This window comes from Corynebacterium sp. HMSC036E10 (assembly GCF_001836265.1).
Classification (GTDB): Bacteria; Actinomycetota; Actinomycetes; order Mycobacteriales; family Mycobacteriaceae; genus Corynebacterium; species Corynebacterium coyleae.
In genome coordinates, this window is the sequence record NZ_KV827977.1 from 504361 (window position 1) to 519587 (window position 15227).

Sequence of the window (15227 nt, forward strand, 5' to 3'; positions counted from 1 at the left end):
CACATGTCGAACCCGCGTCGGTGAGGAGAGCACACACATCATGTCCGAACAGGCTGAACAGACACCCCAGAACTTCCTTGAGGTGGAGATCAAGTTGGCGGTGGACGAGGACACCGGCATTCCAGATCTCATCCAACTGCCGGGGGTGACGTCGATTGAGTCCACGCAGGAGCACAACCTGTCCGCGGTCTACTACGACACTGCGGATCTACGCCTGACGCGTTCCAAGATCACGCTGCGTCGCCGCACCGGCGGTTCGGATGACGGCTGGCACATCAAGTTGCCGCAGGAGGGTGGCCGCAAGGAGGTGCGCATGCCTCTCGACGACCCCACGACCGTGCCCGACACCCTCCTTTCGGAAGTTCGCGCCATTGTGCGCACGGAACCGCTCGAGCCGATCGCCCAGGTGGATAACCGCCGCGTAGAGATCACGCTTGCAGGCGAGGGCGGCCCTGTTGCGGAGTTTTGCGACGACCACGTCACCGCCTGGTCGCTGCTTCCAGGTGGTGAGCGCACGAACTGGCGCGAATGGGAGCTCGAACTCGCCGACGCCCTTGCGGACACCGAGGCGGGCGATGACCTGATTACCCAGGCAGGGTCTTTCCTGATCTCCGCGGGCGCGCGCAAGTCCTCCTCGCCGTCGAAGTTGGCCACCGCGCTTGGTGATTCGATCAAGTCCGCTCCCCTGCCCCCACACGTCCAAGGCGAAGTTGAGGAGGGGACGCCGGCGGCGGCGGTGGTGTCGTCGCTACGCAAACAGCGCGATGCGATCGTCGGTTGGGAACCGCGCGTGCGCGCCGATGAATTCGATTCCGTCCACCAACTGCGCGTGGCCACCCGCGAGATGCGCTCCCTGCTGGAGACGTTCGAGGGCATCCTCGAAGGCGAAGCGCTTGCGACGCTGGAGGACGAACTGAAGTATTCCGCCGGCGTGCTCGGTGTCGCGCGCGATGCGGAGGTTGTGGAGGAGCGCTTCCTCGCACTGCTGGATTCGGACGAGTCTGGGCTTATCGACGACACCGCGCGCACCCACATCGAACACGACATGCGCCGCGACTACGAGGCCGCCCACGCCGACATTGTGGAGATGCTGGACTCCGAGCGGTTCATGTCGCTGCTGGATGCCGTAGATGCCCTGCTGGCGGAGCCGCCAGTGGCGGTTGGTGACGGCGCTGGGGATGATGACGGCGCCAAGTCGGAGAAGAAGCAATCCAAGGAGGTCCTTTACGACCACCTCAAGCGCGGCTACAAGAAGTTGAAGAAGCGCCACAAGCAGGTCGCCGAATACTACGACGACACCACCTTGCCGCTGCACGAGCGCGAGGATTACGTCCACGACGTGCGCAAGGCTGCCAAGAAGTTGCGCTACTCCGCCGTCGCAGCACAGGAAGCAGGCCTGAAGGCAGGGCGTTTGGCTAAGGCATGCAAGGCGCTGCAAAGCCAGTTGGGTGACTTCCAGGACGCGGTGACCTCACGCGAGCGCATCGAGCGGCTCGCTAACGAGGCCCGCGAGCGCGGCGAGGACACCTTCTCCTACGGCATGCTCTACCAGCGCGAACTCGACCGCGGCGAGGCGTCGCTTCGCGATTACGACGACACCGTGCGCGAAGTGCGCAAGGCGTTTAAGAAGATCAAGCCGTAAGACACGGCCCGGCGGGGATTACTTCTCCCAGGAGGCAGCCTCGCCCCAGTCGTCGTCGGCTTCGTCGGCGGCGTCTGCAGCCTTGTTGCGCTGCGCCGCGATCGCCAGCGCGTTCTCGGCCTCCTCGCGCGAGGCGTACGGGCCCATGCGGTTATCCCAGGATGCTTCCTTGCCCTGGGTGACCTCGCCGGTGGACGGGTTGTAGTAGTACTGCTCGTCGGCCATGATCTGCTCCTTTATGTTCGTTGCTTTTACCGCCCCTACCCTACCGAGACGGTTGGTAGTGTGGTGGCCGTTAAGGAGCGTGTAATGGCAGCATTTCAAACCCCCAAAACTTCCCCCGCCCAGCGCGTCCGCGCAGCTCACTCTGGCGACGGACATGTGGCGTCCGCACCGGCGACGTGGGTGCTCATCGGCGAAAACGTTGACCACTTTGGTGGTGTGACGTTGGCTGGGACGTCGTCGCTACGTGCAGCTGCTGCAGCGAGCCCGCGTGACGACGACACCATCGCCCTGACCGCCCACGGCCCCTTCGGCGAGTTCACCGCCGAAACAACCCTGGCCGCGCTGCACGAGGACGAAATTCAGGACCCGCTCGCGCGCCGCTGGACCGGGCTGGTGCAGTCACTGATCCAGCGCCAGGTGCTCTCCCGCGACACTGCAGGCCTGGACATCACCGTCGAGTCCGACGTGCCGCTCGGTGCCGGCCTCGGTTCGCTGTACGCCGCGGACGCCGCGATCGCGCTGGCGTTGGCGGGCGGTCACGGCGACATCGATACCGCACCCTTCCGCACCCGGCTCGCGGAGATCTGCTCGCACGCCGTAGCCACCTACTCATCGCTGGCGGTGCTGCGCGCTCGCCACTCCGTGGCCCTGCGTGGCGGTGGCACAGGCGTAAGTGTTCTCGACTACGCCGACGGGTCACTGACCGAAGCGCCCCACCCCGCCCGCCACGGCGTGCGCGTGTTCTCCCTGGCCAAGGAATTGGGCAAGCCGTACGACGTGCAGACTAAGGCGATTGCGAACCGCCGCGAGTTTATCGACGCCGCCTGCTCCAACTTCGGCGTCGAATCCCTTCGCCAACTGCCCGACGCCACCAACCGCGTCGTCCAGTGGGTCGAGGCACGCCGCTCCGTTGGTGACGAGACCGCACCCGATCCCGACGTCGCCCGCCAGTGGGTGCAGTTCTGCGAAACCGAAACGCTTCGCTCCCTCGCCGCCGCCAAGGCGCTGCGCTCCCGGCGCGCCAACGAGCTGTTCACGCTGCTGAACTCACCGTCCGAGGCCCACGACCTGACCACCCCGGACGCGCTGGTCGCCCTGGCGCGCGAGCGTGGTGCCGTCGCCGCCCGCCCAGCCGCCACGGGCACCTCCGACGCGGTGATTGCGTTCGTGCCGGTGCAAGCCGCCGACGAGTTCGCCGCCGCAATGGCGAAGGATCTCCAGGTCGTCGAGATCACTCCGGGTGAGGTCGCCCGCCTCGAGGACTAAAGCCACCCGCCTTGAGCCCGCAGCGCTAGTCCGCGGGCCAGGCGAAGCCGACCTCGCGGGCGTCGATGTCGGCGTGCACGAGTGAGAACTTCGTGGATACGCCTTCCTCGGGCGCGCCGGCGGAAGGTGCGAGCACCGGCGGGTCGACGATGAACACGCGGGACTGCTCCTCGCCGGACTTCAGCGTCACACCGTCGAAGTTGTGGCCTACCCACGGCTCGAGCACCGTCGCTTCGGTCAGATGCAGGCAGGCTTTCTCCACGGTGTTGGCCAACTGGGAGGAGCGTCCCATGGTTTTCAGCATGCGTGCGGCGTCGCGGGTGACCCACTTCGGCACGGGTGTGCCGGCGCAGATGGCGAGGCAGACTTCGGTGGCGAAGCGGTCGATAAGCCTGCGCAGCGGCGCCGTAACGTGGGCGTAGTAGCCACCGATCCCGGCGTGGACCTCGGGAGCGTCCTTGGACAGGTCGACGTAGCCGGAGCCGCGCAGGAGTTTCTGAGCTTCGCGCATGACGGCCATGCCGTGCGGGGTGTCCGCGTCCACGCCGGCCAAGAACTCGCCAATGTCGCCGGTGACGTCGAAGCCCAGGTTGCGGGCCTCGCGGCGGAACTCGGCCTCGCTTTCCGCTGACGCCGGCTGGAGGGTACGCAGGAACCCCACGCCGGCGTCCACCATCATCTGGCCTGCAACCATGCCGGTGAGCAGGGAGATCTCCGAGTTGTAGTCCATGATCGGGTGGCGCGGCTCAATGGCGAGTTCGTAGGCATCTCCGTCGCGGGCCACGCGCACGGACGGCACACGCAGGTTGATCGCGTGCCTGCGTAGCGACGACTGCTGACGCAACCGGCCAACCTCCGGCAACAGTGCAATCGAGGGGTGTATGGAGCCATCCTCCAGGGAGGCGTGCACGCCCTCGTAGTCCAAACGCGCCACCGAGTGGACGAGTGCGCGCTCGACGTGGGCCGAGTCGACCTCCCCTTCCCCGTCCAGGTCGAAGGTCCACAGCACGGCGGGCCTATCCACGTCCGGCAGCAGCGACGCCGACCCTTCGGAGACTTCCTCCGGGTGCAGGCGTGCCGGCTCGTCGGGCAGGTAGATCGTCTGGCCGCGCTGCAACGACTCCTCATGCACGCCGGAGTCACTCTCGACGAACGCCGCCACGTCCGCAATCGCATACCGCACCCGGCACCCGCCACCGGCACGCTGCTCCACGAACACGGCCTGGTCCAAATCTTTAGAGCCGGCCGGGTCGATGGTGACAACGGGGATATCGCGGGCGTCGATACGCACATCTGCGAAACGGTCCACCAACTCCGAGGCCTCTGCGTGCAACGATGGCGCAAAGTCGGTGGGCACGTCGAATTCGTGCGCAATTGCGCGGAAGTTCAGGGGTGCGGCGTAGAGCTTCATAAAACGCCATCGTGCCACGAAGTGGGCGAATGAGTCGGCCTATGAGCCGGATTCTGTCCCCCGCAAGCGGGGTGGCGACCATCCATCTGGGTCACCCATCGCTGGGCGCCTCAAGCAGCTACCTTCGGACTGGGCGGGCAGCCTCATCACATCCGACGACCTCTGCGCACGCGCAGGGGTTCTTGCCTTGCTCCCGGTGGGGTTTACCTGGCCACACGTGTTGCCACGCATGCCGGTGCGCTCTTACCGCACCCTTTCACCCTTACCCCGCACAAGGCGGGGCGGTCTACTCTCTGTTGCACTTTCCCGCGGATCGCTCCGGGTTGCTGTTAGCAACCACCGTGCCCTGTGGAGTCCGGACTTTCCTCGACGTGCGCCTGCCCCAATACTGAGGTGGTTCGCGCCGCCGCGGCCGCCCGGCCGACTCATTCGCGGTCTAAAGCATACGCCTCTAGAGCGCGTGAGCAGAACCGCCACACATCCACCGGGTTAGAACGGCACCCCGCTGCGGAAGATGATGTTGGCGTACGGGGTTGTCTCACCGGTGCGGACCACGAACTTGCAGTCCGCAAGGGCCTGTTTGAGGTGTTCGTGGTCGACGCGGGTGGGGTCGTCGCAAAGTAAAGCGACCTCATCGGGCGCTTGCGTAGCGACGACCGCACCTTCCACCACAACCTCATCCAGAATCGCTTCGACGACATCGGCAAAGCGGGGCACGCCGAAGACCAGCGCGAGGTCCACGACCTCTACCCCGGCGGGGATGGGCAGGCCGCAGTCCGCTACAGCGAAGGTGTCGGTGTGGCCGAGGCCGTTGATCGCGCGGGCCAGTTGGGCGTTGAGAATGCCTGTCTTGCGCATTACTCGAAGTCGCCTACGTTTTCCTTGGTCACGGTGACAACGTCGACCGGGACGATGGCGGTGGCGTCTTCGTCGCGAAGCAGCTTCGCTGCCTCCTCAACCGCCCGGGCGCCGAGCTCACCCGGCTGCTGAGCGATGGTGGCGTGCATGCGGCCGTCGGTGACTGCCTTGAGCCCGTCGATGGTGCCGTCGAAACCAATGACCTTCACGTCCTGGCCCGCGCGGGCACCAAGCGCCTCGATGGCGCCGAGGGCCATCTCGTCGTTCTCCGCGAAGATGGCCTTCACGTTCGGGTACGCCTGCAGCAGGTTGGTGGCCACGTTCAGGCCTTCGGTGCGGTCGAAGTTAGCGGTCTGCTCGCCGACAACCTTGATGTTCGGGTAGTTGGCAATGCCCTCCTTGAAGCCCTTGCCGCGGTCGCGGGAGGCAGAGGAACCGGCGATGCCCTGCAGGATGAGGATCTCGCCTTCTTCGCCGATGGCCTTGGCCAGCTCGTCGGCTGCCTGCTTGCCACCAGCGACGTTGTCGGAGGAGATGAAGGAGGCGACGTCGCCGCCGTTGGAGGAGCGGTCCACGGCGACGACCGGGATGCTGGCGTTGTTCAGGGCCTCAACGGCCGGGACGACGGCGTCGGAGTCGGTGGGGTTGACGATCACGGCGTCGGTGCCGGAGGTGATCGCGTTGTTGAGCTGATCGATCTGGGTCGCAGCGTCGTCCGATGCATCCTGGACGTTCAGGGCGATGCCGAGCTCGTCGGCTTTCTCCTGGGCGCCGTCGCGAAGCTGGACGAAGAACGGGTTGGTCTGGGTGGACAGCGCCAGAGTGACCGCGCCCTCGTCGGCGGAGTCGCGGTTGCAGGCGGAAAGCGACAGGGTCATGGCCGCAGCAGCAACGATGGCGGTGGCCTTACGAGCGAAAGACATTTCGGGTACTCCTTGAAGTTGTGAACAGGGGGTCTTGTTCAGGGGTTAAACGGTGGTCTTTTTGCGCAGCACGTCGAAGCCGACGGCTGCTGCGATGACCACGCCGATGACAATCTGCTGCCAGAACGAGCTGACATTGAGCAGGTTCAGGCCGTTGCGGATCACGGCGAGCAGGATCGCGCCGACGAGCGTGCCGGTGGCCTTGCCGGTGCCGCCGGCCAGCGACGCGCCACCGATGACCACGGCGGCAATCGCGTCGAGTTCGTAGCCCACACCGGCCTGCGGCTGCGCGGACGACAGGCGGCCAGCCATGACCAAACCGGCAAGCGCTGCGAACAGTCCGCTGAGTGCGTACACGGCGACGAGCACCCGCTTGACCGGAATGCCGGATAGGCGCGCGGCCTCCTCGTTGCCACCGATTGCGTACATGGAACGGCCCAGCACGGTGCGCGAGAGGATGAACCAGCACAGCACGCCGGCCAGCAGCATCATCAGAATCGGGATAGGGAACTTTCCGGCGTTGGAGCCGAGCCAGTTCACCTCCTCGGCGGTAGCCATCGGCGAGCCCTGGGAGATCACCAAGGTCGCGCCGCGGGCAATGGACATCATGGCCAGGGTGGAAATGAACGCCGGGAGTTTGCCGTAAGCGGTGGCGATACCGCTGACGGCACCTGCGGCGAAGCCGGTGAGCAGACCCGCGATCAGCGTCAGCCAACCGGGCCAGCCTGCCTCGACGAAGAAGTGGGCCGAAACCATGGCACTGAGCGCCGCCACCGCGCCGACCGACAAGTCGATGCCGGAGGTGACGATGACGAACGTCATGCCGAACGCCAAAATAGCCACGGTCGCGGCCTGCACGCCCACGTTGATCAGGTTGTTCACCGTGAGGAAGTGCGGGGTAGCGATGAACAGCGCGATGCACAGCACGATCAGGCCGACGAGTGCGCCGTTGTTCATGATCCAGTTGATGACGCGCTGGCGAGTACTCAAGCGCTCATCCGTAGTCGTTCCCGTCATGCGCGGGCCTCCGTTTCTGTCAGTGGTTCGACGTGGTCTTCGACGTTGGACACCGCCAGCGCCATAATCTCGTCCTGGGTGGCACCCGCGGGCAGTTCGCCTGCGATGCGGCCGCCGGACATCACCAGGATGCGATCCGACATGCCAATAACCTCAGGCAGTTCCGAGGACACCATGAGCACCGCGCCGCCGGCCTGGGTGATGTCGTTGATGATGTTGTAGATCTCCACTTTGGCGCCGACGTCGACACCGCGCGTGGGTTCGTCGAGAAGCAAAATGTTCGAGCCTGCCAGCACCCAACGACCGAACACGGCCTTTTGCTGGTTGCCGCCGGACAGGTTGCGGATCTCCTGGTCGATGCCGGCCATGCGCACGCGCAATTGCTTTGCGACGTCATCCGCACGTTTGCGCTGACCACGCACATCCGCAATCCCCGCGCGTGACGACGACCGCAACGTGGCCAGCCCAATATTCTCCCCCACCGTGGCACCAAGCACGAGGCCTTGCGCCTTGCGGTCCTCCGGCACATGGCCGATGCCGCGCTTGATCGCCTGGGCGACCGAGCCGGACGGGAGCGGCTCGCCGTTGATGGAAACGGTGCCGGAATCGACGTGGTCGGCGCCCGCGATGGCGCGCACAACCTCGGTGCGACCCGCGCCGACAAGGCCCGCCAGGCCGACGACCTCGCCGGCGCGGATCTCGAAGGAGACGTCCTTGAACTTGCCCTCCGAGGTGAGGTTTTCCACGGTCAGCAGCGGTTTACCGATCTCCTTGTCCACCTTCGGGTACTGGTCCTCGATATCGCGGCCGACCATGTAGCGCACCAGCTCCGCCTCCGGGGTGGTGGCGGGGACCTCGGCGACGAAGTTGCCGTCGCGAAGCACCGCCACACTGTCGGCGATGCGGGCGATCTCGTCCAAGTGGTGCGAGATGAACACCATGCCCACCCCATTGGCCTTCAAGTCGTCGACCACCTTGAACAATTGGTCGACCTCGTGGCCTGTAAGGGCGGCGGTGGGCTCGTCGAGAATCAGCACCTGCGCATCCATCGACAACGCTTTTGCAATCTCAACCAACTGCTGGCGCGCGATTCCGAGCTCGCCGACCGGCGTGTCCAGGTCCACCTTCAGGCCGATGCGGTCGATGGCCTCCGCAGCGATGCGGCGCATCTCCTTAAAGTTCACCAACCCTGCCCGGCGCGGCGTGCGTCCGAGCGTGATGTTTTCTGCCACCGACAGCGTCGGCACCAGGTTCAACTCTTGATGGATCGTGGCAATACCGTGCGCTTCTGCGGCCTTGGTGTCGGGCAGGGTGACCGGTTGGTCGTCGATAAGAATGCGCCCCGAGGTGGGCTGATACACGCCCGACATCATCTTGATCAGCGTCGATTTACCCGCGCCGTTCTCGCCGAGCAGCGCAAGCACGCGACCCGGCTCGACGGCGAGCGAGACGTTATCAATCACGTTGATCGGCCCGAATGACTTCGAAATGCCGTCCAACCGGATCAGGGGTTTTACCGCTGTGGTCATCTGCTGCACCTCCTTGAAGTGAAGTTGAAATTGCTGGATTCTCGGATAGTCAATGTGGTGGGTAACACCTCGTGCTGCGAGGTCGGCTCCCCACGGATCAGCGCGGCGATCTTCTCCCACGCACGTCTGCCGACGTCCTCCACATGCTGCTCAATCACCGTCAACGGAACGGGCTGCATCTGAAACGCCGGCTGGTCATCAAACCCAACCAGCGCGAGGTCCTCGCCCAGACCGATCTTGTGGTCCAGCACGTACTGCAGCGCCCCGACCGTCATCATGGAATCCCCCGCGATAATCGCCGACGCGCCACGCTTGAGCAGGTCAGCAGCGCCTGCGAAACCTTCCGCGCTGCTGTAGCCGCCGCGGAAGATCAGGCCGTTCGTCTCTTTGGTTTCGCGGATCGCCTCGTGGAAGCCTTCCAGTCGTTGTAGCCCCGTCGACGTACTCGACGGTCCCGCGATGTAACCGATCTGCGTGTGGCCGTTGTCCTTGAGGTGCTGGACGGCCTTGCGGATGGAAGGTCGCGCGTCCGTAATCACCGACGGCACCTCCAGCCCCGGCAGCACCCGATCCACCTGCACAATCTTCTGGCCCCGATCCAGCAGCGACTGCACCATCGGCGCGCTGTGCATCGACGGCACGATGATCGCCCCGGCCAGCTGCTGGCCGCTAAAGGTCTGCAACGCGGCGTCGAGTTGGCCGGCGTCCTCGTTGGTGGTGGCGATCATCACCGAAAACCCATCGGTGTCCGCTGCCTGCTGAATCGACGCCGCCATCTGCGCGAAGAACGGATTGACCAGGCTCGGGATGGTTAGCCCCACCGCGGTCGACGCTGCCGAGCGCAACCCCCTCGCCTGCAAATTCGGCACGTAATTCAACTTCGCCGCCGAATGAAACACCCGGTCCCGCGTTTGTTTCGAGATCGCCGGGTTCCCCGCTAGCGCCCGCGACACCGTGGACGGCGACACGCCCGCGTCGAGCGCAACCTCGCGCAACGTGGCCCGTCCCGCCATGGGTTCCTCCGTGTGTGTCCGGATCTTGTTGGGTGCTACTGATGTGTGCAAACGTTTGCACCATGTGCAGAACAACTTAAACCGCAGCTGAGCGTTAGGTCAATAGCGCCACACCCCCACACACCCCCGAACGTTGGACTGCCGGCGCCATTTCGTGTGGTTTTGCGGCGGCGTTGGTGGCCGCCGCGGTCGCCCCCCCCAGTCCGTAGCCCGAGTCCCCTCTACCCGCGGTGGTGGGCGACGTCGTTCACACAGCGGACCACACCGAATTCACCGAAGTAGTCCACGACAGAGATGCTGGCAAGATCCAAAAACAGGTGCTTGAACAGTTCGGCGTTCGCGCCGAGAGCCTGGCGGACCATGGATTTGATCGGGGTCATGTGGGTCACCACCAGCACGTTCTGGCCCTCGTAGCGCTCCTGAATTTTCAGTCGGGCGCGGGTGACGCGGCGGTGGAAGGCTGTCAGCGACTCACCGGCAGGGGGCGCGTTGTTTGGCGATTCCTGCCACGTCGCATACGTCTCCTCCCCCTTCGCAATCGCCTCGTCGCGGGTCAGGCCCTCGTAGTCGCCGAAGTCGAGCTCGCGGAAGCCCTCGTCAGTACGAACTTCAAGGCCAAGCACCTCGGCGGCGAACTGCGCGGTTTGCTGAGCGCGCGCTTGCGGGGAGGCAACGATGGCGTCGATGCGCCCGAACGTGCGCAGCGCCTCGGCGGCACGCTTCGCCTGGTCACGGCCGATATCGGTGAGGTCCGGGTTAGAAACGCCGGAAAAACGCATCTCGGCCGAGTGTTGCGTCTGCCCGTGCCGCAGCAGAATGAACCGCGTTCGCGGTTCGGAGTTTCCAGCCCAGTGGCCAGCGGCATCGCGCTTTTTCTTTTCGACGACCGGCCCCTCCGCCGGCTTCTCCTCTTGGGCCGAAGCCTTGCCACCGCCGCCCCACACGCCGGTGCCCTTCACAATCCCCGGCTTGTCGCCACGCGCGGCCGCGTCCATGGCCACGTTAGACAACTCGTCGGCCTTCTTGTTCTTGGCGCGCGGAACCCAGGTGTAGGTGACCTTCTCAAAGGAGGAGGCGAGGTCGCGGGCTTCCCGAGCGAGTTGTTGCATGTCCGGGTGTTTGATTTTCCACCGGCCGGTCATTTGCTCGACAACGAGCTTGGAGTCCATGAATACATCCACCCGCGTGGCGCCGACCTCGCGGCACGCCTCCAGCCCGCGGATCAGTCCGTAGTATTCGGCGACGTTGTTGGTGGACTTTTTGCCCACCACATACGCGATCTCACCGAGGGTTTCGCCGTCGGCGTCGTAGACCACGGAGCCGGATCCGGCGACCCCCGGGTTTCCGCGGGAGCCGCCGTCGCAGTACATCTTGACCTGCATTTACACCTCGTCGGTGGCCGGGTTCACGCGCACCAGCAGGGTGCCGCAGTTCGGACAGGCCGGCAGGGTGTCCTCCGGCTCGGCGAGTACTTCGGCGCGCTCGGACGGCGGGAGTTGGATGAAGCAGCCGCCGCAGGCGCGGCCGTTGAACTTGGCGGCGCCGATGTCGTCGTACGCCTTCAGCACATCCTCGGGCAGTCGGGAGCGCAGCTCGTCGGTGTCCACGGTCTCTTCTTCCGGCAGTGCATCAACAGTGCGCTGGGCTGCCTCGACCTTGCGGTTGAGTTCATCGACGCGGGCGGCGTGAATGTCGCGGTTGTTACGCAACGCGGCGATCTCGTTGTGCGCTTCCTTCAACTCGGAGAGCAGGTCCGCGATGCGCGACTTCGCTGCGTAGCGGTCGTGCTCCAGGTTCTTGCGGCGCTCCGGGTCGGTCTCTGCACTGAGTTGGCGTTTGTCGTCGAGTTCGCGCTTCTTCAGTTTCCGCTCGTCTTCCTGGATGCGCAGGATTTCCAGTTCCATGTCATCCACGGCCAGTTGGGCGGAGGCGGAAGCCTCGGTCATGCGCGTGCGTTCGTCGAGAAGCTTCTGCAATTCTTGCTCTTCGGGACGAACGCGCATCTGGCCCTTGGCGGCGTCGGCGAGCGCGAGCTCCAGGAGGACGGGTTGCAGGTCTTGGGATAGGTGCATCGGTACTCCTTTAGTTCGCGGGGTGCGCGGACACGGTCCAGGGATCCGTGCGGATGTGCAGGATCTCGGTGTCTACGCCTAGAGGGGCCACGATACTCTCTGCCTGCTCGGTCCAGGGAAACTCGCTGGCCCAGTGGGCAGTGTCGATCACGGCGGGCCCACCGGCACGCAGGTGTTCGTCGACCGGGTGGTGACGCAGATCCGAGGTGACATAGACGTCCACGCCGAGTTTGGACACATCCGAAAGGAACGAGTCGCCGGAGCCGGAGGACACCGCGACCTTTTGCACGATCTGGTCCGGGTCGCCGGCGGCGCGCACACCCCAGGCAGTCTCCGGCAGGGCGTTGGCCACCTGTTGGGTGAACTCGCGCAGGGTCATCGGCTCCGGGAGCGTGCCGATGCGCCCGAGGCCCGTCGCGTTGTCCAGATCCGCGGTGTGCTCCACCTGCACGATGTCGAACGCCGGCTCCTCGTACGGATGGTGCGCGCGCAGCGTATCGACGAGCCCACGCCGCAACCTCGCCGGCGCCACAAACTCCACCCGCAATTCCTGTGCGGTGTAGTGCTCGCCGACCGTGCCGTCGGTGGGGTCAGCGCCCTCGACCGGGGTGAACTCGCCGGTGCCCTCGGTGGTGAAGGCGCACTCGCGGTAGTTGCCAATCTCGCCCGCGCCGGCCTCGAACAGGGCACGCTTCAGGGCGTCGACATCCGCTGGCGGGACGTGGACGCCCCAGCGGTCGGTGGCGTCGAGAAGCACCGGCTTGATCGGGCGGCCGGGTTCGATGCCGACGAGTTCGGCGAGTTTGTCCGACACACCCGGACGCGCCGAATCGGCGTTCGTGTGCGCGGCGAACAGCGCGCAGCCGCCAGCCAGCAACGTGTGGATAACCTTGCCCTTCGGGGTATTCGCCGCCACCGAATGCACACCACGCAGCAGCAACGGGTGGTGCACAACGAGCAACTGCGCACCCTGCGCCACGGCCCGTTCGGCGACCTCCAGCGTGCAATCCAACGCGAACGCAACCTTGGTCACCTCAGCATCCGGATCACCGCAAACCAGGCCAACCTGGTCCCAACTTTCCGCCAACGCCGGCGGGTAGGCAGCCTCGAGGGCATCAACAACGTCTTGCACAGTCACAGCAGTCATGGCAGCCAGCCTACAAATTTGGAACAGTGGTGAGGTGTGAACACCACATTGCTTTTCGACGTCGACGGCACCCTCATCGACTCCTTCCCCGGCATCCGCCACGGATTCCTCCTCGGATTAGAGGCCGTGGGCTGGGATAAACCGGACGAGGAGTTCATCAAACGCATCCCCGGGCCACCGATGCCGGAATCGATGCGCGCGCTCGGCATGTCGCCTGACCAGGTCGAACAAGCCATGCAGGCCTACTCCGCCTACATGTCCACCGAAGGCTGGCAACGCTTCGAGGTTTTCGACGGCATGGCCGACCTGCTGGCCAGGTTGAAGGGGGAAGGTTTTGGGGTGTGCACGGCGACGTCGAAAAGCGAACGCTTCGCGCGAGCCGCCCTCGAGCGCGCAGGGATGCTCGAGCACATCGACTTTTTGGGCGCTGCATCGAACGACGGCGTACGCGCCAAGAAGGCCGACGTGATCCGGTACGTGCTGGACAACGTCGCGCCAAAACGTCCCCTGATGATTGGGGATCGCACCCACGACTTCACCGGCGCCACCACCTTCGACATCCCGAGTGTTGCCGTGACCTGGGGTTACGGTGCCGCACCCGAATGGGACGAGGCGACCTACGTAGCATCGGACGCGACCGAGTTGGAAAGGATCATCCGTGCTGCATATTGATTTCGTCTGCACTGGCAACATCTGCCGCTCCCCGATGGCGGAGGTCATCGTGCGCTCCAAATTGGAGGACGCGGGGCTGGGCGATGCGGTGCGCGTGTCGTCGTCAGGCATCGGCGACTGGCACGTCGGGCACAAAGCCGACGAGCGCGCCCGGCGCGAACTGGCCAACCACGGCTACGACGGCGAAGCCCACCGCGCCCAACAGTTTGGCTACGAGCAGGAGCAAGCCGACCTGATCGTCGCGCTGGACACCAACCACGTGTCGGAGTTGGTCGTGCGCGGCGTGCCCGAAGACAAGGTCCGTCTGCTGCGCTCCTTCGACCCCGCCGCACCTGAGGGCGCTGGCGTTGCCGACCCGTACTACGGCGGGCCCGAGGGCTTCACCGTGGTGCGCGAGCAGATCGAAGCCGCCGCCGACGGCATTATCCGCTGGGTGCGCGATCAGCTAGGCTAAGTGGGCGTGAATGCCAACAAGTCCTCCCAAAAGCCGTGGTGGCGCCAACTGCTCAACCCCGGCTGGATCATCGCGGCGATCGTCGTCGGCATTTTCTCCTACTTTGCCTTCACGTTCCTCGCGCCCTGGCAACTCGGCAAGAACGAACAGTTAGTCGAGCGCAACGAACACATCTCCGCGGCGTTCGACCACGATCCCGAACCGCTGGTGGACCGCCTGCCCGGCACCACGCTCGCCCCCGCCGACGAATGGTCACGTGTGGTCGCCACCGGCCACTACACGGGCAACGACGTGTTGCTTCGCCTGCGTTCCGTCGACCGCACCCCTGCGTTCCAGGTGCTCACGCCGTTCACGCTTGACGACGGCCGCACCATCCTTGTCAACCGCGGCTGGGTCCCCGCCGAGGGCTCCACCGGTGTCCCGGACATCGACGCAGCACCCACCGGCGACGTCACCATCACCGGCATGCTGCGCGCCGGCGAAGCCGTCCACCCCACCGCACCCATTCACGACCAGGGCTACGACATGGTCCACTCCATCAACCCCGCCCAAGTCGGGGAGCTGACCGGAGTCGACGCGGGGGCGGTCATGGTCGAGCCGTACCTCCAACTACTCTCAGACCAACCCGGCACCCTCACCGCCATCCCCCTGCCCCAACTCGAAACCGGCAACCACCTTTCCTACGGCCTCCAGTGGATCCTGTTCGGCGTCGCCGCCCCCGGCGCCCTGCTCTACTTCCTGTTCTCCGAAAGCCGCGAACGCCGCCGCTACGTCGAGGAGCAGAAGCAACTGCTTAACGACGACACCGTGGCCGGCAGCGGCCCCGAGCCTTCCCCTGTCCCCGGCGAAGAAACCGCCCCGGCGCCGTCCGCTCAGACCCCGACTGCGGCTCCTACGCGTTCCCGCCAGCGCTACGGTTCTTCCCGCACCAACCCGTGGGCCAAGGCTTACGATAAGGAACAAGAACGCTAACTCTGTCCCATGGTCTCTGAAGGGGT

The 15227-nt window shown here is 65.3% G+C and carries 15 protein-coding genes and 1 other RNA gene; 5 read left to right on the top strand and 11 right to left on the bottom strand.

Going from position 1 to position 15227, the window contains the following annotated elements:
• Positions 1-40: 40 nt before the first annotated feature.
• On the top strand, positions 41-1642 hold the full coding sequence (locus tag HMPREF2736_RS06295) for a CYTH and CHAD domain-containing protein (RefSeq protein WP_070829129.1): 1602 nt from the start codon (positions 41-43) through the stop codon (positions 1640-1642).
• 18 nt (positions 1643-1660) lie between these two features.
• Here HMPREF2736_RS06295 and HMPREF2736_RS06300 read toward each other — a convergent pair whose 3' ends face one another.
• Positions 1661-1867, bottom strand: coding sequence for a hypothetical protein (locus HMPREF2736_RS06300; RefSeq protein WP_070829130.1), 207 nt, complete (start codon positions 1865-1867; stop codon positions 1661-1663).
• An 84-nt stretch (positions 1868-1951) separates the two neighbouring features.
• Here HMPREF2736_RS06300 and HMPREF2736_RS06305 point away from each other — a divergent pair, with 84 nt between their 5' ends.
• Positions 1952-3133 (top strand): galactokinase family protein, encoded by a 1182-nt coding sequence (locus HMPREF2736_RS06305; protein WP_070829131.1) that lies wholly within the window; start codon positions 1952-1954, stop codon positions 3131-3133.
• A gap of 25 nt (positions 3134-3158) precedes the next feature.
• Here the strand turns inward: HMPREF2736_RS06305 and HMPREF2736_RS06310 are convergent, their stop codons facing one another.
• The 10 genes from HMPREF2736_RS06310 to HMPREF2736_RS06355 form a co-directional block, all read right to left on the bottom strand.
• Positions 3159-4544 (bottom strand): RNB domain-containing ribonuclease, encoded by a 1386-nt coding sequence (locus tag HMPREF2736_RS06310; RefSeq protein ID WP_070829203.1) that lies wholly within the window; start codon positions 4542-4544, stop codon positions 3159-3161.
• A gap of 26 nt (positions 4545-4570) precedes the next feature.
• An RNA gene (gene rnpB / locus HMPREF2736_RS06315) (RNase P RNA component class A) lies at positions 4571-4972 on the bottom strand.
• Positions 4973-5033: 61 nt separating this feature from the next.
• The gene (locus tag HMPREF2736_RS06320; protein ID WP_070422137.1) at positions 5034-5402 is read right to left on the bottom strand and encodes an RbsD/FucU domain-containing protein; all 369 of its coding nucleotides are present in this window, start codon (positions 5400-5402) and stop codon (positions 5034-5036) included.
• Positions 5402-6325, bottom strand: coding sequence for a D-ribose ABC transporter substrate-binding protein (locus HMPREF2736_RS06325; RefSeq protein WP_070829132.1), 924 nt, complete (start codon positions 6323-6325; stop codon positions 5402-5404). The genes HMPREF2736_RS06320 and HMPREF2736_RS06325 overlap by 1 nt, the downstream gene beginning before the upstream one ends.
• A gap of 45 nt (positions 6326-6370) precedes the next feature.
• Positions 6371-7342 (bottom strand): ABC transporter permease, encoded by a 972-nt coding sequence (locus HMPREF2736_RS06330; RefSeq protein ID WP_070771570.1) that lies wholly within the window; start codon positions 7340-7342, stop codon positions 6371-6373.
• The gene (locus tag HMPREF2736_RS06335) at positions 7339-8871 is read right to left on the bottom strand and encodes a sugar ABC transporter ATP-binding protein (RefSeq protein WP_070829133.1); all 1533 of its coding nucleotides are present in this window, start codon (positions 8869-8871) and stop codon (positions 7339-7341) included. Before HMPREF2736_RS06335 ends, HMPREF2736_RS06330 begins: the two co-directional genes overlap by 4 nt.
• Positions 8868-9884 (bottom strand): LacI family DNA-binding transcriptional regulator, encoded by a 1017-nt coding sequence (locus HMPREF2736_RS06340; protein WP_070829134.1) that lies wholly within the window; start codon positions 9882-9884, stop codon positions 8868-8870. Before HMPREF2736_RS06340 ends, HMPREF2736_RS06335 begins: the two co-directional genes overlap by 4 nt.
• 221 nt (positions 9885-10105) lie before the next feature.
• Positions 10106-11266 (bottom strand): bifunctional RNase H/acid phosphatase, encoded by a 1161-nt coding sequence (locus HMPREF2736_RS06345; protein ID WP_070771870.1) that lies wholly within the window; start codon positions 11264-11266, stop codon positions 10106-10108.
• Positions 11267-11956: a zinc ribbon domain-containing protein gene (locus HMPREF2736_RS06350; RefSeq protein WP_070829135.1), complete on the bottom strand. Its 690-nt coding sequence runs from the start codon at positions 11954-11956 to the stop codon at positions 11267-11269.
• Positions 11957-11966: 10 nt separating this feature from the next.
• Positions 11967-13103: a Nif3-like dinuclear metal center hexameric protein gene (locus tag HMPREF2736_RS06355; protein WP_070829136.1), complete on the bottom strand. Its 1137-nt coding sequence runs from the start codon at positions 13101-13103 to the stop codon at positions 11967-11969.
• A 36-nt stretch (positions 13104-13139) separates the two neighbouring features.
• Between HMPREF2736_RS06355 and HMPREF2736_RS06360 the strand changes: the two genes are divergently transcribed.
• Genes HMPREF2736_RS06360 through HMPREF2736_RS06370 form a run of 3 tightly spaced genes read left to right on the top strand, consistent with a single transcriptional unit; the run spans position 13140 to position 15201 of the window.
• Positions 13140-13775, top strand: coding sequence for an HAD hydrolase-like protein (locus HMPREF2736_RS06360; RefSeq protein WP_070829137.1), 636 nt, complete (start codon positions 13140-13142; stop codon positions 13773-13775).
• Positions 13762-14229, top strand: coding sequence for a low molecular weight protein-tyrosine-phosphatase (locus HMPREF2736_RS06365; RefSeq protein ID WP_070450800.1), 468 nt, complete (start codon positions 13762-13764; stop codon positions 14227-14229). The genes HMPREF2736_RS06360 and HMPREF2736_RS06365 overlap by 14 nt, the downstream gene beginning before the upstream one ends.
• A 6-nt stretch (positions 14230-14235) precedes the next feature.
• Complete coding sequence (locus HMPREF2736_RS06370; RefSeq protein ID WP_246822078.1) at positions 14236-15201, top strand: SURF1 family cytochrome oxidase biogenesis protein; 966 nt, start codon at positions 14236-14238, stop codon at positions 15199-15201.
• Positions 15202-15227: the final 26 nt, after the last annotated feature.

Bases quoted from the DNA above. Each gene is read 5' to 3' on its own strand.
- HMPREF2736_RS06295 (WP_070829129.1), top strand. From the start codon at position 41: ATGTCCGAACAGGCTGAACAGACACCCCAGAACTTCCTTGAGGTGGAG.
- HMPREF2736_RS06300 (WP_070829130.1), bottom strand. From the start codon at position 1,867: ATGGCCGACGAGCAGTACTACTACAACCCGTCCACCGGCGAGGTCACC.
- HMPREF2736_RS06305 (WP_070829131.1), top strand. From the start codon at position 1,952: ATGGCAGCATTTCAAACCCCCAAAACTTCCCCCGCCCAGCGCGTCCGC.
- HMPREF2736_RS06310 (WP_070829203.1), bottom strand. From the start codon at position 4,544: ATGAAGCTCTACGCCGCACCCCTGAACTTCCGCGCAATTGCGCACGAA.
- HMPREF2736_RS06320 (WP_070422137.1), bottom strand. From the start codon at position 5,402: ATGCGCAAGACAGGCATTCTCAACGCCCAACTGGCCCGCGCGATCAAC.
- HMPREF2736_RS06325 (WP_070829132.1), bottom strand. From the start codon at position 6,325: ATGTCTTTCGCTCGTAAGGCCACCGCCATCGTTGCTGCTGCGGCCATG.
- HMPREF2736_RS06330 (WP_070771570.1), bottom strand. From the start codon at position 7,342: ATGACGGGAACGACTACGGATGAGCGCTTGAGTACTCGCCAGCGCGTC.
- HMPREF2736_RS06335 (WP_070829133.1), bottom strand. From the start codon at position 8,871: ATGACCACAGCGGTAAAACCCCTGATCCGGTTGGACGGCATTTCGAAG.
- HMPREF2736_RS06340 (WP_070829134.1), bottom strand. From the start codon at position 9,884: ATGGCGGGACGGGCCACGTTGCGCGAGGTTGCGCTCGACGCGGGCGTG.
- HMPREF2736_RS06345 (WP_070771870.1), bottom strand. From the start codon at position 11,266: ATGCAGGTCAAGATGTACTGCGACGGCGGCTCCCGCGGAAACCCGGGG.
- HMPREF2736_RS06350 (WP_070829135.1), bottom strand. From the start codon at position 11,956: ATGCACCTATCCCAAGACCTGCAACCCGTCCTCCTGGAGCTCGCGCTC.
- HMPREF2736_RS06355 (WP_070829136.1), bottom strand. From the start codon at position 13,103: ATGACTGCTGTGACTGTGCAAGACGTTGTTGATGCCCTCGAGGCTGCC.